Consider the following 23314-nt stretch of genomic DNA (forward strand, 5'->3'; position numbering starts at 1 on the left):
GTTGCCACCCGGGCCCACTCAGCTCGTGCATACGCTCTGAACTGCGTGTATGGACCATCTACGCGGCCGTGTGGAGGCACACCCGCTTCTCAAGGAGTACGTACTCATGCGCAGGTATGTCGCAAGCGCTTCCGGTGTTGCCCTGGCCGGCGTGCTGCTCGTCGGCGCTGCCCGGTTGGACGGCGCCTTCGCCGCGCCGGGGGCCATCGATCCGTCCGGGCAGCCGAGTGCCGGCAGCAGTCCCGTGGTCTCACCCGGGCCCGGCACGTCCGGCCGCCCGGGTGGCCCGCCGAGCGGGTCCCCCGGACCAGGTGGGCCCGGCGGTCCTAGCGGTGGGCCGGGTGGCGGTATCACCGAGGTCAATCTGAACACCGGCGGCTCCAGCCCGGGCGGCGCCAACACCAAAGCCGTGGCCACGGCCACCAGCGCGTTCCTGGCCACCCTGGGGGCGGCCGAACGCGACAAGGTCGAATACGACTTCACTGACCACAAAGCTCGCCAGACCTGGTCCAATTTCCCCGCAACCGTCGTACCCCGCCCCGGCATCGAGCTGTCCGACCTGAGCTCGGGGCAACGCATCGCGCTGTCCAAGGTCCTCAGGGTGGCGCTGAGCCCGGCAGGGGACCGCCAGAACACCGACATCCGGACCGCCGACGACTACCTCAGGAGCATCAGCAGTCAAGGCGGTGAGGAGTTCGGCTCCCTGAAGGACTACTACATCGCTGTGTACGGAGCGCCGTCCTACGTGGAGCCGTTCGCCGTGCAGTTCGGCGGTCACCACCTGTCGCGCAACCTCACCTACTACGGCAACAAGGTGAGCCAGACTCCGCAGTTCGTCGGCACCGAGCCCAAGTCGTTCACCTATGACGGCAGGACGGTCGAGCCGCTCGCCAAGGAGTCGACGACCCTGTTCGGACTGGTGGCGTCGCTGACCGCCAAGCAGCGCAGCGCCGCTCAGATCACCTCCGGGACCTTTGACGACCTGCTCATGGGTCCCGGCAAGGACAGCGGCGTCTTCCCCGCGGCCGAAGGCATGCCCGTCACCCGGCTCAAGAGCTACCAGCGCACCCTGCTGACAGCCGCGATCAAGGCGTACGCCGGGGATCTGGCCCCCGCAGCCGCCGCCAAGCTGATGGCCAAGTACAACGCGGAGCTGGACCGGACCCGAATCGGCTGGAGCAACAACACCGGCACGAACGACGAGCACAGCTACATCCGCGTCGACGGCCCGAGCCTGTGGATCGAAATCATCAACACCCGCAGCATGAGCACCCCGGACGTGCATTACCACTCGGTGTACCGGGACAAGACGAACGACTACGGAAGCAGCAGACCCAGCTGATCACCCGGACCGCGGTGGAGACCTCCGCCGCGATCCGAGGCCGGGCTGCCACCCGGAAGCGAACGGCGCGGCGGCCCCGGCCGCCGCGCCCGTCCGGTCAGCCGGCGCTGCAGGAGACCGTCGGCCAGGTGGTGCTGCCGTTCTTCATGATGGTCACGCCGAACGTGTTGCCGTTGCCGTTGGGTTTGGCGGTCATGACCTGGCCGCTGGAGTCCCAGGTGGCGGTGGTGTTCCAGGTGGAGCTGATCTTCTCGGGTGCCGGGACGTTCATCGTGACGGTCCAGGCGCTGGAGCCGGTGACGGCGACGTTCAGGTTGTACCGGTCGCTCCAGCTCTCCCCGGCCGAGAGCGCCGCGGTGCAGCCGCCGCCGGGGTTGCCGGCCGTCGGGCTGGTCGTGGGGGTGCCGCCGGAACCCTCGCTGACGTTCATCGTGGAGGTGGCGTTGCTCTGGTAGCCCTCGGTGGCCAGGATCTGGTAGTCGTGGGTGCCGAGGGTCAGGCCGAGCCGGGACCAGGCGTTGAAGTGGTTGGCGGTGGTGATTGTCCCGCTGGTGCGATGCTGCTGGCGGACGCTCCAGTACTGGTAGAACGTCGCGTTGCCGATGATCGAGGGCTGGTTGACCCGCTGGGTGCGGTAGATGTCGTAGGTGCTGCCGTCGGTGGTGACCGAGCCCAGCCGCGTGGTGCCGGTGCTGGGGTTGTAGCTGCCGAAGTCCTCGACGATGTAGTACTCGATCAGCGGGTTGGTCGTCCAGCCGTAGAGCGCGAGGTAGCCGTTGCCGTTCGGGTTGAAACTGCCCGAGTAGTTGACGGTGTGGCTGGAGCCGGGTTTCCAGCCCTTCCCGACGACGGAGTTGTTGATGCCGCTCATCTGGACGCGGTAGCTACCCCCGGAGCCGAGCGTCATGGAGACGTTGCCGGAGTCCTTCCAGTACGAGAAGAAATAGCCGTTGTGGTAGCCGGTCAGGTTCGATGTGATGGTCCGGTCGGCCTCGGCGTGCGCGACACCTGCCACGGTGAGCGAGACGGCCGCCAGCACCGCGGCGCAGGCAGCGCTGATGAGCAGCCGCAGACGGCCGCGTCCGCTGAGCCTCGGACGGGCTTGACTTCGATGCATCGCTGTCCTCCTTGCGGGACCGGACCCCGGGCCCACGGGTTGATGTGCGTCGATGTAACGAGTATTAAAACCCGCCGATCGTGTTGTCAATGATTTCCGGAAACTTCCGGAAGTTCCGAAGGGCCTGGGTGACTGCTCAACACGCAAAATGGTCATGATCGGCGTAGTCTCATTGATCAAATTGACCCGATCTGAAACCCGAAACTTCCGGAAACCTGATCTCGGGTACGTCGCCGGGCCGTGCCGCGTACCGTCGGCAGGGTGACCGGTCTTCGGGCAGCGGGGTCGGCGTTACGCGCCGCCGCGAGCCTCCGCCGCCGGTCGATGGTGCTGGTGCTCGTCGTGGTGACACTGGGGCTGCTGGGCACGGGCCTCGCCGTCGCCGCGTTACGCCGCGCCGATGAGAACAGGGCAGTGCAGGCGCTCGAGGAACAGACGCACGTCGTCGCGAAGACGGTGACGGCGGAGATCCGCAGGTACGCCAGCACGCTCGACGACCTGGCCGCCGCGGCCGGTGCGCAGGCCCGGCTCGAGGCGTCGGAGTTCGCGGCGATCACGGCGAAGGTCGACCGGGAACGGTTCCCCGGGGCGACCGGTGTCTCGCTGATCATCCCGGCGACCACCGCGCAGATCCCGCGGCTGCAGGCGTACTGGCGGGCCCGAGGTGCTTCCGGTCTCGTCCTGAACCCGGCCCCCGGCACCGACTCGCACCTGTTCGTCGTCCTGCTCCGGTCTCTGGACGGCGCGACCGTGTCCATCGGCCGTGATCTCGCCCCGGCCGGGGCCGCCGTCGAGGCGCTCGACCTGTCGAGGCGCACCGGCAGGACCACGGTGAGCCGGGCCTATGTCTTTCTACGCGACGAGGTCCTGCCCCCGGAGCAGCGGCAGCTGTCGATCATCGTCGCCACCCCCGTCTACTCATCGTCGTCGGCGGCTGCGGACCGTGACCTGTTCCGGGGCTGGATGGTGCTCGGGGTGCGCGGCGGGGACTTCCTGCGGGAGAGCATCGGGGTGGTCGCCAGGAACGCCGTCGCCGTCACGCTGCACGACACGTCCCGGGCCGGGGAGCAGACGGTCCTGGCGAGGTGGGAACCCCCGGACGCGGTCGTCGGTGACATCGGCACGCGTACCGTGGCAATCGACGCCCCGCAGCGGGTCTGGCAGCTCAGCGTGTCCGCGACGAACCATCTGCTGCCCGGTCCCAGTCTGCACCTGGAAGCCCTCACCTGGCTTGCCGGCGGCGTCATCACCGTGCTGCTCGCCGTGCTGACCGCCGCCGTGACATCGTCGCGCGACCGGGCGTTGCTGCGCGTCGACGAGGCGACAGCCGCCCTGCGCGACGACATCAGCCGCCGCAAACAGGTCGAGGAGCGGCTACGCATGCGTGAGGAGGAGCTCGTCGGCTTCGCCGGGGTGATCGCCCACGACCTGCGTGGCCCGCTCGCCCGGATCAGCGCCTACACCGATTTCCTGCGCGAGGAGGCCGCGCCGCGCCTGGACTCCGAGCACCGCGAGTTTCTCGAACGCGTGCGGGGCGGCACGACGCGGATGCAACTCCTGCTCGACGACCTGCTCGACTATGCGACCGCGGACAACGGGTCGCTGCGGATCTCCCGGGTCGACCTCGCCGCCGTCGTGGCCGACATCATCGCGGAGCGTACGGGCGCTCCCGCGGAACAGGTCCCGCACATCGCCGTCGGGCCGCTGCCCGTCGTCGACGGCGACCCGACCCTGCTGCGGCAGGTCCTCGACAACATGATCGGCAACGCGCTGAAGTACACCGGGCCCGGGCAGATCCCCCACCTCGAGATCACCGCCCAGGAGCGGGGGGAGAGCTGGCGGGTGGAGGTCTCCGACCGGGGCATCGGCATCCCCGCCGGGGAGCGCGACAAGATCTTCGCCGCCTTCACCCGGGCCGGGACCAGCCTGGGTTACGAGGGCACCGGTCTCGGCCTCGCGATCGTGCAGCGCATCGTCGAGCGCCACGGCGGGCACGTCGGGGTGGACGGGAACGAGCACGGTGGCAGCGTTTTCTGGATCACCCTGCCGGCGGTCGGCTCGACCCCGGGTGCCCGCAGTCCGGCGGCCTCGGCCGTTTGAGGTCCTGGACGTCGCAGGAGGGCTACGTTCTGAGGGTGCCTGTCATGGGATCGGTCCGGCCTCCGCCGGGCATCGAGGAACTTCAGGCCTGGACATTGCAGGACGCCGCGCAGTTACGGGTGATGCGTGGGTCGCTGTTCGCGACGGTGACCGGTCAGGACCTGGTGGCTCAGTTCACCCTCGGCGGGGTCGCGGACCGGATGGTGCTGGTCGCCACGGAACTGGCCACCAACGCGCTGGTGACCGGTCTCCCGCCCACCACGGTGCGGCTGTGCCGCTGCGGCGCGGATTTCGTCCTGGATGTGGTCGACGGGGACCTCCGAACGCTGCCCGGGTCCGCCGCGGTGGAGGAATCCGGTAACACCCCGTTGTGGTTGCGGATGGCGCAACGGTTCTCGTCGGAGGTCGGCTGGTACGTGACCGGCTCCGGCAGGCACGTCTGGGCGCGGTTCCACGACGACGAACACCAGGAGGACCGTTGAGTCCTGCCGGTGCCGATCGCACCGACGGCTTCCTGGACGCGCTCCTGGACAGCCTCGCCGTCGGCGTCATCGCGTGCGACGACGCCGGGCGGATCGTGCTGATGAACCGGGCGTTGCGGGAGGTGCACGAGATCCCCGAGGGCGCCCAGCCGGCCGACTACGTGCCGGCCCTCGCCGGTGTGGTGCTCGACGTGCACGGGCGGCCACTCGTCCCGGCCGAGATGCCCCTCAACCGGGCCCGGTCGGGGGAGTACGTCGACGACACCGAGATCGTCATCGCCGTTCCCGGCCGGCGCAGGCGCACCTTCGCCGCCACGGCCCGTCCCATCACCGGCGCCGACGGCCACCAGCGGGGTGCGGTGGCGGTGACGCACGAGGTGACCGCGCTGCGCAGAGCCGAGCAGTTCCGCGAATGCCATCGCCGGGTGGGACGGGCACTCCGGACAGCCGACACGCTGCCGGCTGCCGCGCCGCCGGTGCTGGAAGCGGTCGGTACGACGCTGGGCTGGCCCGCCGCGGAACTGTTCCTGGTCGACGCCACCACCGGTGAGCTGCGAGCGGTGGGGCACTGGAGCGAATGGCGCGACGAGCCCGTGGACTTCTTCGACCACGTGCCAGTCAAGGGCCTCGGCGTCACCGGCCGGGTGTGGCAGGAAGGATCGCCGGTATGGATCCCGCAGCTGGCGGAGATCGCGGAGCGCGGGACGACGTTCGAGCGGGCCCGGGCGACCGTCTGCGTCAACCACGGGATCAACACCGTCCTGGCGGTCCCCGTGCAGGACGGCAACGAGGTGCTCGGGGTGCTGACCTGTTACGCCGGAGCGGCCGAGCTGGACGAGGACCTGCTGACGGTGCTGCTCGAAGGGATCGCCGCCCAGATCGGCGCCTTCGTCGCCCTGCGCCGGGCCGAGAGCCTCACCCGGGAGCTCGCCCGCATGCAGGACGACTTCGTCTCCCTGGTCGGCCACGAACTGCGCACCCCGCTGGCCTCCATCTCGGCCCACATCGGCATGCTCGGCGAGGACAGCGACCTGTACGACGCCGACAGCCGCACGATGATCGACTCCATGACCCGCAACGTCACCGAGCTGCACGGCATCGTCGGAAGCCTGCTCGACCTCGCGGGTCTCGAATCGGGGCACCTGCCGCTGTCCGTGCACGACGTCGACCTCTCCGCCCTGGTCACCGATTCCGCAGAGGCCGCCCGTGCCGAGGCGGCGCGGCGTGGTCTCGAGCTGGACGTCGAGGCCACCGGGGAGATCGTGATCGCCGGCGACCAGCGCCGGCTGCGACAGGTCACCAACCATCTGCTCGCCAACGCCATCAAGTACAGCGAGCCCGGCGGCGTCGTCCGGGTGGCGCTGACCCGTGCCGGGGACGTGGTGGAACTGTGCGTCAGCGATGCCGGTATCGGCCTGCCCGCCGGGGAGCACGAGCGGGTGTTCGACCGGTTCTTCCGGGGCAGCAACGTACGCCACCACGGCGTACCCGGCTCCGGGCTAGGGCTCAGTGTCGTGCGGACGATCGTGCGGCTCCACGGCGGCAGCATCAACCTGAGCAGCAACCGGCCCAGGGGCACGACGGTGGTGGTCCGGATCCCGCGCGGGTGACCTCGCCTCATTTCCAGACGTCGTCCAGTTCGCCCTTCCACCCGGCGAGTACCCGGTCCGGTTCTCCGTCCAGCACGGTGCGCAGCAGGCTCGCGTACACGTCCCGGAAGTCGGTGGTGTACCGGAGATCGCCGTTGTCGAGGTCGGTCAGGCTCGGGGCCTCGCCGTAGAGGCCGCCTCTGATCCGATTGCCGATCAGGAAGACCGATGACGCCGTGCCGTGGTCGGTTCCGTCGGAGGCGTTGGCTGCCACCCGGCGCCCGAACTCGGAGTAGATCGCCACCACGACGTCCTTGCCCTTTTCCGACCTGGTCATCCGGTCCATGAACGCGGCGAGCGGTTTGTCGAGGCGTTCGAGCTGTCCCTGCTGGGCGCCTTTCTCGTCGGCGTGCAGGTCGAACCCGCCGAGCGACACCGAGTAGACGCGGGTCACGGCGCCCGCCTCCACACATCGGGCTACCTGATCGAGCTGCTGCTGCAGCGGCCCGGCGGCCCCGCCCGTCGCGGTGGCGCCGGGCTCCTCGGCGTTGTCGTCGGGTGTCTCGTCCGGCGCCGACTCGGCGACATCGTCCATCAGGTCCTGGACGCGGCTCAGGTCGGTGAAGCAGCCCGCAGCCCGGGCCAGCGCCGCGGTGTCCTGCGCCGACGCGGTGCCGAAGGCCTTCAGCAGCTGGGGGGTCACGGATTTCGGCAGCTTCAGCGCCCCGCCGGGCACGGTTGCCCCGGCGCTGGTCGCACCGGCGAGCAGCGGTGGCAGTACGGGTTCGAACGAGATCGCCAGGCGCGGATCGCCGCCGGCCGTGTCGAGCCAGCGCCCGATCCAGCCGGTCGGCTGGGGCCGGACCGGGTCCGCGGTCTGCCAGATGTCCATCGATCGGAAGTGGCTGTGGTCGGGCTTGGGATAGCCGACGCCGCGGACCACCGCCACCCTGTCCGCGCCGTAGAGCTTGTGCAGCCCGGCCAGACCGGGGTTGAGCCCGAATCCGTCGTCCAGCCGCAGCACCTGGTCGGGCGGATAGGCCAGGGTGGGGCGGGCCTTGGCGTAGGCGTCGTCGCCGTACGGGATGACGGTGTTCAGGCCGTCGTTGCCACCGTAGAGGGTGATCAGGACGAGAGTTCCGGCCCCTTCCGGGCGGTCGTCGCCGGAGCCGAGGATGTCGGCCAGGCCGTACGCGGTGCCGCCGGCGACGAGGGCCGCAGCCCCGGTCACGCCGCTGGCGAGCAGGAACTTGCGGCGGGTCAGCAGGTCCATGACGGTTCCTCTCTCAGTGCACGGCGTATTCGGGAGTGGCCAGCCCGAGCGTGATCAGTTTCTTCGGGTCCTGCGCCGCGGGGGCGAGCACGGCGGCGGTGCGGTCGGTCCACCGGTCGATCACGAGCAGCCGGGCCAGGGCGTCCAGACGGTCCGGCCGGGCAGCCTGTTCCAGCGTCGCGACGGCCCCCGGGGCCAGCGTCACCAGGTTCGGTGCGCTACGGAGCCGGACCTGGGCCGATGCGGTGGTCAGCCATGCGGCACCGGCGGGCCAGCCCCCGACGGACGGCGGCCGGAACGGCACCTGACCGAGCGCCCGCATCATGGCCGACAGCTGCTTGAGCTGCTTGTCGTCGAGCTTGCCGGCATCGATGCCGAGCTGGCGGACCGCGCTGACGACCCACTCGACGGGTTGCTTGACGAGCTGCCCGTTGGTCGCCGGGAACTCCGGGTCGAGAACCAGGGCGTGCAGCATCGCGGTCACATCACGTCCCGGCCCGAACGCCGTGACCAGCCGCTCGACCACCGCCGCCGATGGTGGTGCACCGGAGCCGTAGCGCAGCCAGAGACGTGCGGCGAGGAACGGGGCGTGCGCCCGATGACGGACCAGCAGGTCGGCGTACCCGTCGAGATCGATGACGCCAGTCGTGCCGAGCAGCGTCACCGGGCTCTGATCGTGCCTTTTCGGCATCAGCCTCGAGGTGCCCGCGCCGCGGTCGACCGTCCAGCCGGTCAGCACCCGGGCGCCGGCCCTTACATCCTCCTCGGTGTAGTGCCCGACACCGAGGGTGAACAGTTCCATCAATTCGCGCGCGAGGTTCTCGTTGGGTGCCCTGGCGGTGTTCTGCTGCCCGTCGAGCCAGAGGATCAGCGCCGGGTCACGCAGCATGGCCCGGATGAAAGGCCCGGTGTCGCCGGTGCCGTAGCGCCTGAACGTCTGCTGCTGGCGGTACATCAGCGCCGCCGACTTGACCTTTTGGATGCTGGTTGCCCAGTGGCCGTGCCAGAAGAAGGTCAGCTTCTCGCCGGCGGTGCCGTCCGCCGCCATCTGCCGCAGCCACCAGCGATCGAGTTCGGCATTCTGCTGGGCCCGCGCCTCGCGCCGGGCATCGCGGTCCGCGTCCTGAGCGAGCGGTGGGCCGGTGCTCAGGTCGGGGCCCGGTGGCGCGGTCCGGTGTGCGAGAGCGGCCGAGATCGTGGCGGCGGCGCCGGTCTCCCCGGCCTTGTCCACCTCGGTCGCGGTAGGCCCGAACGTGAGGCGGCGAAGCACGTGGGAGACGGTCTGACGGTCGGTCATGCCCCGAACGTAGGGCGGTAATGTACGAGGACGGTAAGGGCGATGTCAGCGCGCGGCCAGGGTTCTCGTATCTCAGGGGTTCGGCGACCGTGACGCCGTGGCGTATCCCGATTCCGGCGTGGCAAACGTGTCGTGGAGCACTCTTTTGGCGGCGTCCGCCCGCATCCACGGACGGCTACGGCGCCGAATGCTGGGTATGGCGTCAACTGTGGGTTCCGTACTGCACGAGGTGAGCCGGGCCGCGTCCGTGCTCGATGTGCTCCGTGCCGACCGGGGCGCCGCCGTGCGGCCGTACCCGGCGATGAAGCAGCTGGCGGCGGCGGTCGACGGGGCCGACGAGCTCGCGGCGGTGGCAGCGGTGCACGGCATCGGTGCGGTCGATGACGACGAGGCGGATGCCGTGCTCTCGCGGCTGCTGTCACATCCGAGGACCTTCCTGCGCGAGCACGCGGCCTGGGTCCTGCAGTCCAGGCTGCCGCGGCTCGACGCGATCGACCGTCTTGCCGGTGTCACCGCCGGGGGTGGCTTCTCCGGCATGCTCGCCCAGCGGACCCTGGAGAGCTGGGGCGGCCCGGCGGGTGACCACATCGCCGCCGCACTCCTGCGGCTGCTGGCCGGGGCCCACGATCCGCAGGTCCGCGCGCGCCTGGCCGAGACGCTCGGCCTGGTCTCCGGCGACAGGGCGGCGGAGACCGTCCGCTGGATCGCGCTCGACCCGGACGAGAGCCCCGCCGCCCGGGCCCGGGCCGTTGCCGCACTCGGCGACCGGTACGGCGACCCGGCCGCGATGACGGCGATCGGTTCCCTCCTGGCGGCGGACGGTGAACCCGGGGCGGCGGCCCGGCTGGCCGCCGTCGACCTCGGCATGGTGGCCGGTGCCGCCCCGTTCGGTGCCGCCCCGGACGGCGCCGGACAGGGCTTCCGGATCGCTCAGCTGTTCCTGCACGCGGACATCGACCGGGAGCTGAGCCGCGCCGGTGCGGGCGACAACGGCGGTGTCGCCACCCTGCTGGTCCGGCTCGGGGACGCGCTTGCCGCCCGGCCCGGCGTGGGGCGGGTGCTGACCCTCTCGCGGGGCACCGCGGAGCATGCGCTCACCACCCTCACGAGCGGCGAGAAACACGTGCTCGCGGCCCTGCCCATGCCGGGACCGGCGGTGAACGCGGTGAACGCCTGGCCGGCCCGGGTCGCCGTGCGGCGCGGCATCCGCCGCCTGCTGCGCGCCTACCGGGTGGACGCGATCCACCTGCGGATGGCGGAGGTGGGCAGCCTGGCCGCGGCCGAGGTGGCAGCGGAGCTGAACATCCCCGTCGTGTTCACCCTGGCGCCCGACCCCCACACCACCATCGACGCTCTGGAACGTACGGGTGGCCTGCGCCGCGACAATTTCGGCGTGATCGACGAACGCGAGCACTACTGGTTCCGGGCGCGGCTGGTGCAGCGGCTCGCGGCCTCGGCTGCTCACGTCGTCCTCTTCCCCCGCCCGGAGGTGGCCCGGGACATCGAGGCGCTCACCGGGATCGACGTCGACGGCGGGGCCGGCCGGTTCAGCGTCGTCGCGGAGGGTATCGACCTGCAGGTCAGCCTCGCGGCGGCCGCAGAGGGGGCGGACCCTGGCGGCGCAGCCGGGCTCGAGGCTCTCGTGGCGGCACTGCCACCGCGGCGGCACGGCCTGCCGCTGGCCGTGAGCGTCGGCCGGCTGCACCGCGTGAAAGGTATGGCCACGCTGGTGCAGGCCTGGGCCCGGGACCCGGCGCTGCGCGAGCGGTGCAACCTGCTGATCGTCGGCGGTGACCTGAGCGATCCGTCGCCGGACGAGCGCGAGCAGCTCGACCTCATCGCGCTGGTGCTGAAGGAGCACCCGGAGGCCGCCGACGGGCTGATCATGCCCGGTCACCGCCCCCACGGCGTGGTCGCCCGCTGGCTCGCCGCCGCCTGTGCGGGCCGCGAATCGCTGATCGGTTCCGGCAGTGTCTACGTGTGTGGCAGCCTGAAGGAGGAGTTCGGTCTCGCCCTGCTGGAAGCGCTCGCGGCCGGGTTGGTCGTGGTCGGTCCGGACGCCGGGGGACCGGCGACCTACATCGAGCACGGCGTCACCGGCGTGCTCGTCCGGCCCGGGGACCCGGCCGAGCTGGCGGTCGCCTTCCTCGCCGCGCTGGAGCTGGCCGCACAGCCCGCGGCTCCGCGGATCGAACGGGCGCGCGACCGGATCAGTGACGGATTGACCGTAGAGTCCATGGCAGCTGCCCTGACCTCAATCTATGCCTCGGTGACCGCCCAGGAGCCCCGCTCATGACCTTGCTGGTGATCAGCCCGGACTACGCCTCCCACCTGCTGCCGCTGGCGGCCCTCGCCACCGCGTGGCAGCGGGCCGGTGACCGGGTCGTGGTGGCGACCGGCCCGGCGACCGCGGCGCTGGCCGGTTCGTTCGGTTTCGAGCACACCGAGCTCTCGCTCGGCCGCGGCTCCAATCCGGGCGTGATCCGGGCCGAGCAGCAGCCGGCGGGTGAGGACGACGCGCTGCGCGGGTTCTTCGCGGCGACCTACCGCGGGATGGCCGAGACGTTGCGCTTCCAGGCCGAGGCACGCCGCAACGACCTGCTCTGGGAGCCGGTCGACCGGGCGCACGCGGTGCTGAAGGTGATCGAGCAGGTCCGGCCGGACCGGATCATCGTCGACCATCTCGCCTTCAGCGCGCGGCTCGCCCTTCAGTCGGCTGCCATCGCGTACGTCGACGTCGTGCTCGGTCATCCGTCGGCGCTGCCCGTCGGTGCCGAGGTCTACGGCTATCCGATAGCGTGGCCGGCCGCCTTCCACCCCGGGGAGGCCGAGCTCGCCGAGCTGCACCGGATCTGTGAAACCGTGCGTGACGGGTTCACCGACGAATGGAACGCCGCCCTGCACACCCTCGCGCCCGGTGCCACGCCCGTGACGGACGCGTTCACCGGACATGGCGACCTGGTGCTCTACAACTACCCGGCGGCGCTGCACGACACGGCCCGTACGCAGCAGCTGCCGGTGCCGCACGCCTTTCTCGGGTCCGCGGCCCGCACGGAGACGCCCACGGCGGACATACGCGCGTGGATGGACGCAGGCGACCGGCCGTACGTCTATGTCAGCTTCGGCAGTTTCCTGTCGGCCCGGGCGGACGTGCTGAGCACGGTCATCACCGCGCTGGGCCGCACGGGCCTGCGGGTGGCGCTGGCGACCGGGTCGGCCCAGGGCCTGCCGCCCACCCCGGCCGACTGGCTCGTCGCCACCTACCTGCCGCAGACCGCGCTGCTGGCCGGGGCGGCGCTGGCCATCACCCACGCGGGCAACAACAGCGTCACCGAGGCCCTCACCGCGGGAGTGCCCATGCTCGCGCTCCCGTTCTCCACCGATCAGTTCGCGGGCGCGGCAGCTGTCGAGGCCGCCGGGGTCGGCATCGCCCTGGACCCGAACGCCGCGACGGCACCCGAGATCGCCGGCGCGGTGGAGCAGGCGCTCGGCTGTGCACCGGCAGCCCGCGCGATCGGTGAGCGGCTGCGGGGTGACCCCGGGCCCGGCGTCGCGTACACCCTGGCTCAGAATCACCTGCCCGGCCACCCGCCGCGATGAGATCTGCCGACACGTAATCCGGCTCTCCTGCATCCAGCGGGCCCCCGGGGAACGAACAACGGAGGAACCAGGTGCGGAAGGGAGGTCGATGAACTCCGACGACGAGCTGGCCGGGCAACTGCGGGACGGGGACGAGAAGGCACTGCGTGCTGCGTACGACCTGTACGGCGCCGCGGTGCTCTACCTCGCACAGCGGCTGCTGGGCAACCGGGCCGACGCCGAGGACGTCACGCAGCTGACGTTCGTCGCGGCCTGGACCGGGCGGGACACGTTCGACCCCGAGCGGGGGAGCATGCTCGGTTGGTTGCTCGGGATCGCCCGGCGCAAGGCCGTCGACCGGATGCGCTCGGCCGCACGCAGTGACCGGATCACGGAGACGGTTCGGGCCCAGCTGCCCCTGGCGGAGCCGCCCGAGACGCCCGACCGTATCGTCGACCGGCTGATCGTGGCGGACGAGCTAGGCCGGCTGCCGGAGGATCAGCGCCGCACCCTGCAACTGGCGTTCTTCGACGATCTGACCCATCCCCAGATAGCCGCTGTCACGGGGTTGCCCCTCGGGACGGTCAAGAGCCATATCCGGCGCGGAATGGCCAACCTGCGACGACGGTGGGAGGTGGACGGTGGAACATCTGGATCCCGATCGGCTGGTCCTTCTCGCGCTCTCTGAGGACAGCACCGAGCCGGACGAATCGATGCATCTCGCCGTGTGCCCTGGCTGCCGCAGCGACTTCGAGAGCCTGCACCATGTCGCGACCCTCGCCGCCGAGGGCCCGTCCCTGGGGGAGCAGTCCGCTGCGCCGGATCGGATATGGCAGGCGATCGAGTCCGAGATCGCGCAGCTGAACCGGCCCGTACGGGTGCCCGACCAGCCCGGCGACAACCGCGCGTTCCCGCCGGCGACCCGGCGACGGCCGCGACGACTGCTCGCGCCGGTGCTCGCGGCGGCCGCGGCGGCCGTGCTGGCGGTGGCGGGCACGCTGGCGGTGACCCGGACAGCGGATCGGCAACCACCCGACCACGTGGCCGCCCATGCCACGCTGAGCCCGCTGCCGGAGGTTCCACCCGCCGCGCACGGCTCCGCCACCGTGCTGACCGACGGCACCATCGAGATCGACACCCGCGATCTGCCGCTGACCACCGGCTTTCACGAGGTGTGGCTGATCGACCCGGCCGACACCACCAGGATGGTGGCGCTCGGCAATCTCTCCCAGGACCAGGACGCGCTGCTGCCGGTGCCGCCCGGCGTGGACCTGAACCGCTACCGGCTGGTCGACGTCTCCGACGAACCGCACGACGGCGACGCGGCCCACTCCGGGCACAGCCTGCTCCGCGGAACTCTGACGTCCTGAGTGCATCCGCAGGGCCGGTCCCCGGCGAAGTACGGGGTGGTGGGGCTCCCTCCACCCCGTACCCGAGAGGAACGTCCTATGAGGTTCACTCGCGCTGCCGCTGTTGTGGCCGCCGTCGTCGTCGCGGTGCCCCTGGCAGCCGGCCCGGCCGCCGCGACCGGTAAGTCCAAGCCGCTCGGCACCAGGTCGCTGGCCGCGGTGCTGACCGCCGACAAGAGCGGATTCGACCACAACGGCCGCGACTACGACATCCTGACAGCGGCGGTGCTCGCCGTGCTCAAGGCGAAGCCGGGCAGTCCCGTCGGCGTCCTGACCGACGGCACGACCGCGCTGACCGCCTTCCTGCCCAGCGACACGGCGTTCGAGCGGCTCGTCGCCGACATCCAGCACACCAAGCGCCTGCCGAGCGAGAAGGCCGCCTTCACCGCGGTGGCGGGCCTCGGCATCGACACCGTCGAGTCGGTGCTGCTCTACCACGTCGTCCCGGGCGCCACGATCAACCGCAAGGCGGCGCTCAAGGCCGACGGAGCCCGCCTGACCACCGCCGCCGGTTCCACCGTCAAGGTGGACGTCTACGGATACTGGCGCAAGAGCGTCAAGCTGATCGACGCCGACCGCAGCGATCGCGATCCCCGCGTCATCCGGTTCGACCTCAACAAGGGCAACCGGCAGATCGCTCACGGCATCGACCGGGTGCTGCGCCCGATCGACCTGCCCTGATGTAGCGGGCACCGCTGCGACGCGACGGCCGCCACCGCCGGCGCGTCGCAGCGGCCGGGATCGATGGTGACGGAATCGGGGGGACACCTGTACCCTTCGCCGGGCTCCCGCAAACCCGGAAGGTTCCTCACGTCGTGCGCGCGTTGTTCGTGATCGCTGTAGCTGTGCTCGCAGGTTTCGTCCTCAGTCCCCTGATGCGCGCCGACGCCGGCTGCACGCCGGCACCCGCCGCATCGGCCTCATCCTCCGCTCTGGACGGCTGGAGCAAGGAGCAGATCGCCAACGCGCGGCTCATCGTCACCATCGGAGACGAGCGCGGTGTCCCCGTCGAGGGGCAGGTCATCGCGGTCGCCACCGCCCTGCAGGAGTCGAGCCTGCGCAATCTGCGCGGCGGTGACCGGGACTCCGTGGGGCTGTTCCAGCAGCGGGCCAGCCAGGGCTGGGGGACACCCCGGCAACTCGCCGACCCGGCGTACCAGACCCGGAAGTTCTACAACAAACTGCTCACTGTCGACGGATGGCAGGACATGCGGCTCACCGACGCCGCCCAGGCGGTCCAGATCTCCGGGCGCCCCGAGGCGTACGCGAAGCACGCCCCCGCCGCCACCCGGCTGGTCGAAGCACTGACCGTCCGGGCCGCCTGCGCGCACTGACCTTCACCACGCGAAGCGTTCCCGGTGCAGCCTGCCGGGCGCGACCCCGGCCCGGCGGGTGGAGCGGACCACGGCGGCGGTCCAGGCGTCCGGGCCGCAGACGTAGACGTCGTGGCGGGTGATGTCCGGGGCCAGCTCGCGCAGGGCCTCGGTGCCGGTGTAGTCGGCGTATTCGAGGGGCAGCCAGGATCCGGGTGCGGCGCGGGGGCCGACGAGCGGGACCAGGCGTACGCCCCGGTGCTGGGCGAGCCACTCCAGCTCGTCGAGGAAGGCGACGTCGTGGGCGTACCGGGTGCGGTAGACCAGGGTGGCCGCTCCGTGGGCGTACGGCAGATCCCAGAGCAGGGCCAGCAGGGGAGTGACGCCGACCCCACAGCCGAGCATGGTCACCGGTCCGCCGCGATAGGTGGCGGCGGTCATCCGCCCGTACGCTCCCTCGATCAGCACCAGGGTGCCGGGTCGCAGCGCGGCTACCCGGGCGCTGCCGCTGCCGACGGTTTTCACGGTGATGCGCAGGCCCTCGCGCCGTGGCGGGCCGGACAGCGAGAACGGGTTGCCGCGCAGCACACCTTTGCCGTCCAGGAAACGCCAGACGAAGAAGTGCCCGGCCCGCGCCGGCAGTTGCTCCAGACGTCTGCCCCGCAGGTAGACCGAGACCAGGCCCGGGGCCTCCGGAGCGACGCGGTCGACCACCAGTTGGTGCCGCAGCGTCCGCCAGACGGGCACTCCCAGCCGGAAGGTGAGCATCGCGCCGGCCACCACGACGTAGACCGACCAGCCGGCGAACCGCGCCACCGGGTGCCGGAAGTCGCTGCCGAGCGCGATCTCGTGCGGCACGGCGAGACCGACGCCGAGGTAGGCGTACAGATGCAGCAGGTGCCAGGCCTCATAACTCGTCCGCCGGCGCACCCACCGCACCGAGGTCACCACCACCAGGATCAGGGCGGCCAGGGCCGCAACGGCCAGGACCATGCTCGGGTACGCCAGGAGCGCCCACAACCGCACGAACGGGCGGCCGCCGAGTGCCAGGACCACATGCGCGAGGAGCAGTGCGAACGAGGTGACGCCGGTCCAGCGGTGCCAGCGGGTGAGCGTGTCCTGTCCGTACGCCCGCTCGACCCAGGGGATACGGGCCATCAGCAGCACCTGCAACAGCAGCAGGTCGGTGCCGGTGAGCCCGGCCAGCCGGCCCCACGCCGCACTCCCCGTGGGCGCGCCCTCCCGTCCGGCCAGCCAGAGCAGGACGACGGTGAGCAGGCTGAGAGCCGCCACCGATTTCGTGGTGATGCGCAAGCGGATCCCTGCTTGTCGGGTCTTGTCGAGGGAGCCGCAGGGCCTGCACAGCGAGCAGGCCCTGCGGCGGGTGGGACGGTCTAGCCGCAGTGCCACAGCCATAGGCAGTGCCACGCCCGGGGCTTGGCGTGGTGCCGGACGGGCGGATTCGCGTTACCGGCCGGGGCCGGGGCCGGGGCTGTGGTCGTCGTCGTGGTCGCAGCGGGGGTCGTTGCCGCCGGTACCGTCGCCGGCTTAGCCGTGGTTGCGGTTGCTCCCGGAGTCACCGCCGAGCTGGTCACCGTGGTCGCGGGGGAGGCTGCGGGAGTCGTCGGGACCGGTTTGCCCGGGCTTCCCCCGGAACCGGTGTTCTTCGCGGTGAAGTGACCGCACTTGCTGGTGTCCTTGGCGTTGAGGCAGTTGTCGGTGAGGGTCTGCAGCGTCTTCTGGTCCCAGGTGTTCCAGAAGTCGACGTGTACGGAGTAGACGTTGCCCGACGAGAAGGTGATGTCGCCGGTGTCGGGGCTGTCGAAGTCGTACGTGGCGTGGAACCCGATGTGTGGCAGGGCGTGCGGGAACCCCTTGGGGCAGTCGCCGCCGCTGGGGAACCGCATGTGCTCGATCGCGTTACCGGCCACCGTGATCCCGTCCCAGCAGGACGGGAAGTCCACCCGGAGCTGGATGCCGACGGAACCGGTGCAGTCCGTCGGAGGTTCGCGGCGGCTGTAGTCGATCTGGGAGTTGTTGTGGCACCCCCAGTAGATCTTCCCGGGACCCTTGCGGGCCTCGTCAGCGGTGGTCGCGTTCTTGTCGCCCACGATCATCTTGAAGTCCGCCGGGAACGGCTCGACGGTGGCGGCGTTGTACGCGGTGGCGGTGTAGTAGACGACGGCGCCGTCCGGGTGCACCGCCTTGCCGTCGCGGTACAACGTCGGCGCCCAGTAGGCGCCGCGGTCGTTGTTCACGCAGGTACTCGTCACACCGTCCATCGACTCGTACATCGAGTAGGCGTTCGTGGAGGCGTTCCCGAGGAAGTCGTGCAGATGAGAAGCCCCCGGCTGGCCGGGAAACACGATGGGGTCGTCCGGCGCCGAATGGCTGTAGGCACAGTCGATCTTCCAGAGCGAGCGGCCCTCCACGGCCTGAGCCGCGGTTCCGGTGACGCTGAACAGCGTGCCGGCGGCCACGGCACACGCCGCGAACCAGGCCAGCACCCGGGTTGTTCTCCGCATGAAAAGAAACCCTCCTGGAAATTGCGCACACCGGTTGAGGGGTGGTGTTCCCCGGCCCCGGTGCCTGTCAGCATCAGGTCCGGGACCGAGCCGATCCGGTTGCCGCTGGGACGCGGATTTAATGGCGGCCATCGAAACCGGCTGCCATCGCGCCTGGTAGGCGCCACATATCAATTTTCGGGGAGGGTGTGAATCACATCTATCCGGATGGATCGGCGGGTAGCCTGCCCCGTGTGAACGACTGGTCCCGAGTGATGAATACGGCCCGGCCCCTCGGCCGCCGGGCTCTCCTGGCAGCGGTAACCGCCGCGACACTCCCCGTGTCTTTATCTTCTCGTGACGACCGTGGCATTCATCAGCCGGGAATCGTCAGTCCGCCGATGCCTTTTCTGGCCCTGGCCGGATTCGACCTGCGAAGCACCTCTGCTCAGGAGGCCCGGCGGTTGCTTCAGGGCTGGACGGCGAGCATCGGCAGGCTCGGCGACTCCCGGCGTACGGTCACCATCGGTTTCGGTCCCTCGATGTTCGACCGCGTGGCGGAGCTGGCCGATCGGCGTCCCGGGCCACTGCAACCCCTTCCGCCGTTCCCGGGTGAGGCGATCGACGACCGCGCCAGCCATGGCGACATCTGTGTGCAGGTGTGCGCCACCACTCCGGCGGCAGCGGCCGACGGTCTGCGTACCCTGCTGAACATCGCCCGCCCGCAGGCCGGATTACGCTGGCGCCAGTTTGGATACCGCGATCAGGACGGCACCGCCGATCCGCGTAACCCGTTCGGATTCCGCGACGGCACCGCCAATCTCGACCTCGCCGGGCGCGACCTGTGGGTGTCGGACGGGAACGGCTGGATGAACGGGGGCACCTATCTCGTCATGCGCCGGATCAGGCTGCTCCTGGACACCTGGGACCGCACGGCCCTGGCCGACCAGGAGGCGATGATCGGCCGGGCCAAGGGAAGCGGCGATCGCATCGGTGCGGGCCACGCCGGGTTGGCGGCGCCGGGCGGCAACAACGGGGCGACCATGCTGCGCCGCTCGTACTCCTATGACGGTGGGGTCGACGTCAACGGCCTGCAGGACTCCGGGCTGATCTTCCTGGCGTACCAGCGGGATCCGGGCCGGCAGTTCGTCCCCGTCCAGAGAAGACTGGCCGCCGGCGACCCGCTCAACGCCTTCAGCCAGCACGTCGCCAGTGGCGTATTCGCGTGTCCACCCGCCTCTTTCCTGGGCGAGGGGCTGCTGCTGTGACCGGGCGGGTACTGGTTGCGGGGCTTGCCCTGGTCCTGAGCGGATGCGGAAGTCCCGCGCCGGAGGATCCTCCCCATGCCTCGGAGTGGGACATCAACGCCATGGCCACCCCCTGCCGGCTCGTCACGCAGGATGAGGTCAGCCAGGTGACGGGGCGGACGGCCGCAGCGGGGGTCAGGCTGGCGACCTGGCCACCGCTGTGCCAGTTCGTGCTCCAGCCGGGCGGGACGCTGGTGTATGTCGGCGACAACCCGCAGGCGACCGGCCGGCAGGAGTTCGACCAGCTTCGCAACAGCGGGCAGGCGACCGAACCGGTGACCGGCCTCGGCGACCGGGCGTACTGGGTCCCCGAGCTGACCACGCTGCACGTCATGATCGGCACGGCGCATCTGAAAGTGGTGTTCGCCGGTCCCGGCGTTCCCGCCGCCGGCGCCGCCCGCTCAGCCGCGGAAAAGCTGGCCGCGCCCGCCATCAGCCGGCTCGGTCAGCAGGGCGCGTAACTGGGCCAGGCCCTTCGAGGTCTGGCTCTTCACGGTCCCCGGACTGATCCCCAGCGCCCGCGCCGTGTCCTCGGGGGTGAGGCCGGCGAGGTGGCGGAGAACGACGCAGGCGCGCTGCCCGGCCGGCAAGAGGAGTAGGGCAGCGCGCAGATCGACCACCGCTGCGACGTCGGGCCCATGATGGAACCAGGCCACCATCGGGCCCAGCAGATTCTTGCGCTGCCGTTCCCGGGCGGTCCGATGGACCTGATCGGCGGCCATGTTGACGACTATCCTGCGGACATAGGCGAACGGGTGGGCGGCAGTCCGCACCCGCTCCCAATTCTCCCAGGCGGCACTCAGCGCCGCACCGGCAATGTCGTCTGCGTCGGCGCTGCTCCCGGTCAGCGAATGGGCGAGCCGCACTAGATCGCGATGCCAGCGACGGTAAAACGCGTCGAACGACAGGCAGTCGGGCCGCCCGTCGCTCATTCATTCTCCCGGCATCACCTGTTTCCCGTCGCCGCCCGACGGATGCGCAAAAGGCTAAATAGCGGTGATCGGGGTGTCAAATATTTGCCAGAAAAAATGCGAGAGCGGCAGTCGCTCCGAAATATCTATTATTGGGTGAGACGTGGATCACGTCCTTATGAAATGCGCGCGATACAGCTTTCGGCAACCCGGCTGCGAGAGCCGGGTTGCCGGTGATCAGGGTCAGGATCAAGGTCTCCAGGGTGGGCGCGAAGCGGATGCGCAATGCCTTGAGGACCGCGGACTTGGCGAGGTGGCCGCGGCGGCGCAGCACCTGCCCCGCGAGGACCATTCACGGCACCTGCTGATGGCGAACCGGTACAACGCCGACCTGCTGCGGGACGGCGAGCTCTGGGTCATGCGGCATCTGGTGGTCGGCAACGTGTGGATCTCCGGAGATCCGGCCGTACTCAGCGGTGTCGGAGGAAGTTTTACTTGATCTCGTTGTTCCACATGCGCAGGACCGCGCATCGGCCCTCGTCGTCGAGGGTGACCACCCACAGGTCGTCGAAGGTGCCGAGCTCGCGGTAGGCGCCGACACCCTTCACGGCGAACGTGTCGCCGTTGATGGCGAGCAGCTCCCAGTCAAAGGTCCAGCCGCCCTGCTGCCCAGTCCGCTGCCTGCTTCTCGGTGATCTTCATGCGATCAGCCTCGCGCTGATGCGGTGAACGGAGAAAGGTTGCCTCCTCCTGGGTGTGCGACGCCCAGGAAGAGGTCGGCCGAGGGGTTATGCGACGGGGACGACCGGGTTGACGAACCGGCTCGCGGGAGCGGATCCTCGAGGCCGCAGCCGACCTCTTCTACGGCAACGGCGTCAACGCGACCGGGCTCGCCGAGCTCGCCGAGGCGGCCCACGTCTCCAAGCGCACGCTCTACCAGCACTTCCGCACCAAGGACGAGCTGGTCGAGGCCTGCCTGCGGCGTTTCCAGGACGACCAGGTCCTCGGCAACGAGCTGGCCCTCGAGCGCACCGACCTGCCCCCGGTGGAACGGCTGCTGGCGCTGTTCGTGCCGCCGAACGGCGATCTCCCGCTGCGCGGCTGCCTGTTCAGCAACACCGCCGTCGAGATCGCGGACACCGAGCACCCGGTCCGGGTCTTCGTCGCGGACCACAAACGGGACTTCGCGGCCCGCGCCGCTGCGATCGCAGGCGACGCCGGCGCGGCCGACCCCACGGCCCTGGCCGATCAGTTGGCCATCCTGTTCGACGGCGCGAGCGCCCGGGCGGCCGCTCTCAACGACATCGCACCGTACGCCCAGGCGCGCACCGCCGCGGCCACACTGATCACCCACGCGATCCCAAAGCCGTAGCCAGCCGTACGCGTTCCGCCCGTGAGACCGAGACGGGCCGGCCCGCACCGACCCCACCGTCGACAGCGAGGTTGACGCCGGTGACGATGCCCGCCGCGTCCCCGGCCAGCCACAGCGCGGTCTGCGCGACGTCCTCGGCGCTGACCGGGCGCCGAACGGCCTGGTAATCGCCCATCATCAGGGGGAAGGCGCCGGCGAGCTGATCGGCGGTCCGGTCGGCGACGGCGGGGTCGAGCCCGGCGCCCTTGCCGAAGATGCCGGTCAGGACGACGCTCGGCGCGATGCTGTTCACGCGTACGCCACTCTCGCCCAGTTCGACCGCGGCGCACCGGGTCAGATGGATGATCGCCGCCTTGGCCGCCGAGTAGTCGAGCCCCGACCAGCCCGCCTCGGTGCCACTGACACTGGCCATGTTGATGATGCTGCCCGAGCCCTGCGGAACCATGACCCGGGCGGCGTACTTCATGCCCAGCAGCACGCCGTACAGATGAACGTCCATCACCTCCCGGAAAGCCGCGAGGTCGACATCGGCGACGTCGACCCAGTGCCCCGGGCCGCCGGCGTTGCTGACCATGACGTCGAGCCGGCCGTGCCGCTCGGTGGCGTACTCCACGAGGGCCCGGACATCCTCCTCGGCGGAGACATCGGCTCGCCGGAACGTGGCGGCGTCGCCGAGCTCGGCGGCAACCCGCATACCCTCGGCCTCCCGCCGCCCGGCGAGCACCACCTGCGCCCCCTCGCCGACGAAGAGCCGGGCAATACGCGCCCCGATACCGCTGGTGGCACCCGTGACGACAGCCACCTTGCCGGTCAATGAACCCACAGTGCTCCTCATGATCGACAGTGATCCGCAACGACGACTCTCGTGCCGGGCGGGAGGGCGAGCAAGGGTGTGTGGTCCTGGGTGTGGCGCACCCAGGACCAATCGGGATCGGGGACCTACCAGGGGATGTCTCCCGTACGTCCGGAGAACGTCCCGGTCGGCGCGCCGGCACCCAGAGCGGCGAGTCGTACGATCGGCTCGGCGCCCTCCTGGACCGTCTGGGCGGCCTGGTTGTTCGTCAGGTCGGTCGCCGTGGGGCCGGGGTCGGCGGCGTTGACGCGGATGCCGGGCAGGCCCTTCGCGTACTGCACGGTCAGCATGGCGACCGCGGCCTTGGACGAGGCGTAGACGGGTACGGCCCACCGGTGCTCGAAGCGTTCCGGGTCGGTGACGATGCCGAACGAGCCGAGCCCGCTGCTGACGTTCACGATCGCGGCGCCGTCCGAGGCCCGCAGCAGAGGCAGGAACGCACTGGTCACGCGGACGATGCCGAAGACGTTGACGTCGTACACCCGACGCGTGTCCTCACCGGTCGCGTCCTGGGCGCCGGCCCATCCGTCGGTGACGCCGGCGTTGTTGATCAGAACGTCGAGCCGGTCCTCGTGCTTGGCGAGCAGGGCGGCGGCGTCGGCGACGGAGGCGTCGTCGGTGACGTCCATGACGAGCAGGTGTGCGCCTTCGCCGAGCCGGTCGGCGGCCGCGCGGCCCAGCTTCTCGTCGCGGGCGGTGATGTAGACCTTGTGACCCAGCTCGACGAGCTGGCGTGCCGTTTCGTAGCCGAGGCCTTTGTTGCCGCCGGTGATCAAGGTGACTGTCATGGGATCGACTCTCGGGGCGCGCCGCTGACGGAAGGTAAGCCCTGCTCATCCTGGGTGCGCCAGGGACAGCTTCAGCGA

General features: G+C 70.5%; 23 protein-coding genes and 1 pseudogene. 15 read left to right on the forward strand and 9 right to left on the reverse strand.

Annotated features, from left to right (window positions below; all coding sequences use genetic code 11):
* Positions 1-106 precede the first annotated feature (106 nt).
* On the forward strand, positions 107-1342 hold the full coding sequence (locus Aco04nite_RS24895; RefSeq protein WP_212999666.1) for a DUF3500 domain-containing protein: 1236 nt from the start codon (positions 107-109) through the stop codon (positions 1340-1342).
* 97 nt (positions 1343-1439) lie between these two features.
* On the opposite strand, the gene Aco04nite_RS24900 is transcribed toward Aco04nite_RS24895, so the two are convergent.
* On the reverse strand, positions 1440-2459 hold the full coding sequence (locus tag Aco04nite_RS24900; RefSeq protein WP_212999667.1) for a glycoside hydrolase family 11 protein: 1020 nt from the start codon (positions 2457-2459) through the stop codon (positions 1440-1442).
* 261 nt (positions 2460-2720) lie between these two features.
* On the opposite strand from Aco04nite_RS24900, the gene Aco04nite_RS24905 reads away from it, so the two are divergent.
* From Aco04nite_RS24905 to Aco04nite_RS24915, 3 genes are read left to right on the forward strand one after another with little or no spacing between them, the layout of a single operon-like run.
* The gene (locus Aco04nite_RS24905; RefSeq protein WP_212999668.1) at positions 2721-4559 is read left to right on the forward strand and encodes a sensor histidine kinase; all 1839 of its coding nucleotides are present in this window, start codon (positions 2721-2723) and stop codon (positions 4557-4559) included.
* Between the two features lie 44 nt (positions 4560-4603).
* Positions 4604-5041: an ATP-binding protein gene (locus Aco04nite_RS24910; RefSeq protein WP_212999669.1), complete on the forward strand. Its 438-nt coding sequence runs from the start codon at positions 4604-4606 to the stop codon at positions 5039-5041.
* Positions 5038-6651, forward strand: coding sequence for a sensor histidine kinase (locus Aco04nite_RS24915; RefSeq protein WP_244876270.1), 1614 nt, complete (start codon positions 5038-5040; stop codon positions 6649-6651). Before Aco04nite_RS24910 ends, Aco04nite_RS24915 begins: the two co-directional genes overlap by 4 nt.
* A 7-nt stretch (positions 6652-6658) precedes the next feature.
* On the opposite strand, the gene Aco04nite_RS24920 is transcribed toward Aco04nite_RS24915, so the two are convergent.
* Both Aco04nite_RS24920 and Aco04nite_RS24925 read right to left on the reverse strand, forming a co-directional pair.
* A complete protein-coding gene (locus Aco04nite_RS24920; protein ID WP_212999670.1) occupies positions 6659-7903 on the reverse strand; it encodes a DUF1501 domain-containing protein in 1245 nt (414 codons plus the stop codon).
* A 13-nt stretch (positions 7904-7916) separates the two neighbouring features.
* Positions 7917-9200, reverse strand: a complete 1284-nt coding sequence (locus tag Aco04nite_RS24925) for a DUF1800 domain-containing protein (RefSeq protein ID WP_212999671.1) — start codon at positions 9198-9200, stop codon at positions 7917-7919.
* Positions 9201-9408: 208 nt separating this feature from the next.
* On the opposite strand from Aco04nite_RS24925, the gene Aco04nite_RS24930 reads away from it, so the two are divergent.
* From Aco04nite_RS24930 to Aco04nite_RS24955, 6 genes are all read left to right on the forward strand, one after another.
* Positions 9409-11496, forward strand: coding sequence for a glycosyltransferase (locus tag Aco04nite_RS24930; protein ID WP_212999672.1), 2088 nt, complete (start codon positions 9409-9411; stop codon positions 11494-11496).
* Positions 11493-12800 carry a glycosyltransferase gene (locus Aco04nite_RS24935; RefSeq protein ID WP_212999673.1) on the forward strand — a complete coding sequence of 436 codons (1308 nt, stop codon included), beginning with the start codon at positions 11493-11495 and terminating at the stop codon, positions 12798-12800. The genes Aco04nite_RS24930 and Aco04nite_RS24935 overlap by 4 nt, the downstream gene beginning before the upstream one ends.
* 88 nt (positions 12801-12888) lie before the next feature.
* On the forward strand, positions 12889-13467 hold the full coding sequence (locus tag Aco04nite_RS24940) for an RNA polymerase sigma factor (RefSeq protein ID WP_212999674.1): 579 nt from the start codon (positions 12889-12891) through the stop codon (positions 13465-13467).
* Positions 13421-14149, forward strand: coding sequence for an anti-sigma factor (locus Aco04nite_RS24945; protein ID WP_244876271.1), 729 nt, complete (start codon positions 13421-13423; stop codon positions 14147-14149). The genes Aco04nite_RS24940 and Aco04nite_RS24945 overlap by 47 nt, the downstream gene beginning before the upstream one ends.
* A 78-nt stretch (positions 14150-14227) precedes the next feature.
* A complete protein-coding gene (locus Aco04nite_RS24950) occupies positions 14228-14869 on the forward strand; it encodes a fasciclin domain-containing protein (RefSeq protein ID WP_212999675.1) in 642 nt (213 codons plus the stop codon).
* Between the two features lie 134 nt (positions 14870-15003).
* Entirely contained in the window at positions 15004-15522 is a 519-nt protein-coding gene (locus tag Aco04nite_RS24955) for a peptidase M23 (RefSeq protein ID WP_212999676.1), read from the forward strand.
* 3 nt (positions 15523-15525) lie between these two features.
* Here the strand turns inward: Aco04nite_RS24955 and Aco04nite_RS24960 are convergent, their stop codons facing one another.
* On the reverse strand, positions 15526-16815 hold the full coding sequence (locus tag Aco04nite_RS24960; protein WP_244876272.1) for a ferredoxin reductase family protein: 1290 nt from the start codon (positions 16813-16815) through the stop codon (positions 15526-15528).
* Positions 16816-16895: 80 nt separating this feature from the next.
* Positions 16896-18026, reverse strand: coding sequence for a DUF1996 domain-containing protein (locus tag Aco04nite_RS24965; RefSeq protein WP_212999678.1), 1131 nt, complete (start codon positions 18024-18026; stop codon positions 16896-16898).
* A gap of 254 nt (positions 18027-18280) precedes the next feature.
* Here Aco04nite_RS24965 and Aco04nite_RS24970 point away from each other — a divergent pair, with 254 nt between their 5' ends.
* Positions 18281-19273 (forward strand): Dyp-type peroxidase, encoded by a 993-nt coding sequence (locus tag Aco04nite_RS24970; RefSeq protein WP_280519377.1) that lies wholly within the window; start codon positions 18281-18283, stop codon positions 19271-19273.
* Positions 19270-19773, forward strand: a complete 504-nt coding sequence (locus Aco04nite_RS24975; protein WP_212999680.1) for a hypothetical protein — start codon at positions 19270-19272, stop codon at positions 19771-19773. Before Aco04nite_RS24970 ends, Aco04nite_RS24975 begins: the two co-directional genes overlap by 4 nt.
* Here Aco04nite_RS24975 and Aco04nite_RS24980 read toward each other — a convergent pair.
* Positions 19714-20244 carry a SigE family RNA polymerase sigma factor gene (locus tag Aco04nite_RS24980; RefSeq protein ID WP_212999681.1) on the reverse strand — a complete coding sequence of 177 codons (531 nt, stop codon included), beginning with the start codon at positions 20242-20244 and terminating at the stop codon, positions 19714-19716. The genes Aco04nite_RS24975 and Aco04nite_RS24980 overlap by 60 nt on opposite strands.
* Before the next feature lie 76 nt (positions 20245-20320).
* Positions 20321-20575: a hypothetical protein gene (locus Aco04nite_RS24985; RefSeq protein ID WP_212999682.1), complete on the reverse strand. Its 255-nt coding sequence runs from the start codon at positions 20573-20575 to the stop codon at positions 20321-20323.
* A gap of 15 nt (positions 20576-20590) precedes the next feature.
* Here Aco04nite_RS24985 and Aco04nite_RS49700 point away from each other — a divergent pair, with 15 nt between their 5' ends.
* The 3 genes and pseudogenes from Aco04nite_RS49700 (at position 20591) to Aco04nite_RS49040 (ending at position 21595) form a co-directional block, all read left to right on the forward strand.
* Positions 20591-20722: a hypothetical protein gene (locus Aco04nite_RS49700; RefSeq protein ID WP_280519376.1), complete on the forward strand. Its 132-nt coding sequence runs from the start codon at positions 20591-20593 to the stop codon at positions 20720-20722.
* Between the two features lie 336 nt (positions 20723-21058).
* A pseudogene (locus tag Aco04nite_RS50040) lies at positions 21059-21187 on the forward strand (helix-turn-helix domain-containing protein); the annotation flags it as partial.
* 81 nt (positions 21188-21268) lie between these two features.
* On the forward strand, positions 21269-21595 hold the full coding sequence (locus Aco04nite_RS49040; protein ID WP_244876273.1) for a TetR family transcriptional regulator C-terminal domain-containing protein: 327 nt from the start codon (positions 21269-21271) through the stop codon (positions 21593-21595).
* On the opposite strand, the gene Aco04nite_RS24995 is transcribed toward Aco04nite_RS49040, so the two are convergent.
* On the reverse strand, positions 21570-22418 hold the full coding sequence (locus Aco04nite_RS24995; protein ID WP_212999683.1) for an SDR family NAD(P)-dependent oxidoreductase: 849 nt from the start codon (positions 22416-22418) through the stop codon (positions 21570-21572). The two genes, Aco04nite_RS49040 and Aco04nite_RS24995, sit on opposite strands and share 26 nt — an antisense overlap.
* A gap of 116 nt (positions 22419-22534) precedes the next feature.
* Positions 22535-23236, reverse strand: a complete 702-nt coding sequence (locus tag Aco04nite_RS25000; protein ID WP_212999684.1) for an SDR family NAD(P)-dependent oxidoreductase — start codon at positions 23234-23236, stop codon at positions 22535-22537.
* Positions 23237-23314 lie beyond the last annotated feature (78 nt).

It is taken from the genome of Winogradskya consettensis (assembly GCF_018332715.1).
Classification (GTDB): Bacteria; Actinomycetota; Actinomycetes; order Mycobacteriales; family Micromonosporaceae; genus Actinoplanes; species Actinoplanes consettensis.

What these genes read in the sequence shown, in the direction of transcription:
- Aco04nite_RS24965 (WP_212999678.1), bottom strand. Translation starts at nt 18,026, where the DNA reads ATGCGGAGAACAACCCGGGTGCTGGCCTGGTTCGCGGCGTGTGCCGTG.
- Aco04nite_RS24940 (WP_212999674.1), top strand. Translation starts at nt 12,889, where the DNA reads ATGAACTCCGACGACGAGCTGGCCGGGCAACTGCGGGACGGGGACGAG.
- Aco04nite_RS24895 (WP_212999666.1), top strand. Translation starts at nt 107, where the DNA reads ATGCGCAGGTATGTCGCAAGCGCTTCCGGTGTTGCCCTGGCCGGCGTG.
- Aco04nite_RS24925 (WP_212999671.1), bottom strand. Translation starts at nt 9,200, where the DNA reads ATGACCGACCGTCAGACCGTCTCCCACGTGCTTCGCCGCCTCACGTTC.
- Aco04nite_RS24985 (WP_212999682.1), bottom strand. Translation starts at nt 20,575, where the DNA reads ATGGTCCTCGCGGGGCAGGTGCTGCGCCGCCGCGGCCACCTCGCCAAG.
- Aco04nite_RS24920 (WP_212999670.1), bottom strand. Translation starts at nt 7,903, where the DNA reads ATGGACCTGCTGACCCGCCGCAAGTTCCTGCTCGCCAGCGGCGTGACC.
- Aco04nite_RS24980 (WP_212999681.1), bottom strand. Translation starts at nt 20,244, where the DNA reads ATGAGCGACGGGCGGCCCGACTGCCTGTCGTTCGACGCGTTTTACCGT.
- Aco04nite_RS49700 (WP_280519376.1), top strand. Translation starts at nt 20,591, where the DNA reads ATGGCGAACCGGTACAACGCCGACCTGCTGCGGGACGGCGAGCTCTGG.
- Aco04nite_RS25000 (WP_212999684.1), bottom strand. Translation starts at nt 23,236, where the DNA reads ATGACAGTCACCTTGATCACCGGCGGCAACAAAGGCCTCGGCTACGAA.
- Aco04nite_RS24900 (WP_212999667.1), bottom strand. Translation starts at nt 2,459, where the DNA reads ATGCATCGAAGTCAAGCCCGTCCGAGGCTCAGCGGACGCGGCCGTCTG.
- Aco04nite_RS24910 (WP_212999669.1), top strand. Translation starts at nt 4,604, where the DNA reads ATGGGATCGGTCCGGCCTCCGCCGGGCATCGAGGAACTTCAGGCCTGG.
- Aco04nite_RS24935 (WP_212999673.1), top strand. Translation starts at nt 11,493, where the DNA reads ATGACCTTGCTGGTGATCAGCCCGGACTACGCCTCCCACCTGCTGCCG.
- Aco04nite_RS24970 (WP_280519377.1), top strand. Translation starts at nt 18,281, where the DNA reads ATGAATACGGCCCGGCCCCTCGGCCGCCGGGCTCTCCTGGCAGCGGTA.
- Aco04nite_RS24950 (WP_212999675.1), top strand. Translation starts at nt 14,228, where the DNA reads ATGAGGTTCACTCGCGCTGCCGCTGTTGTGGCCGCCGTCGTCGTCGCG.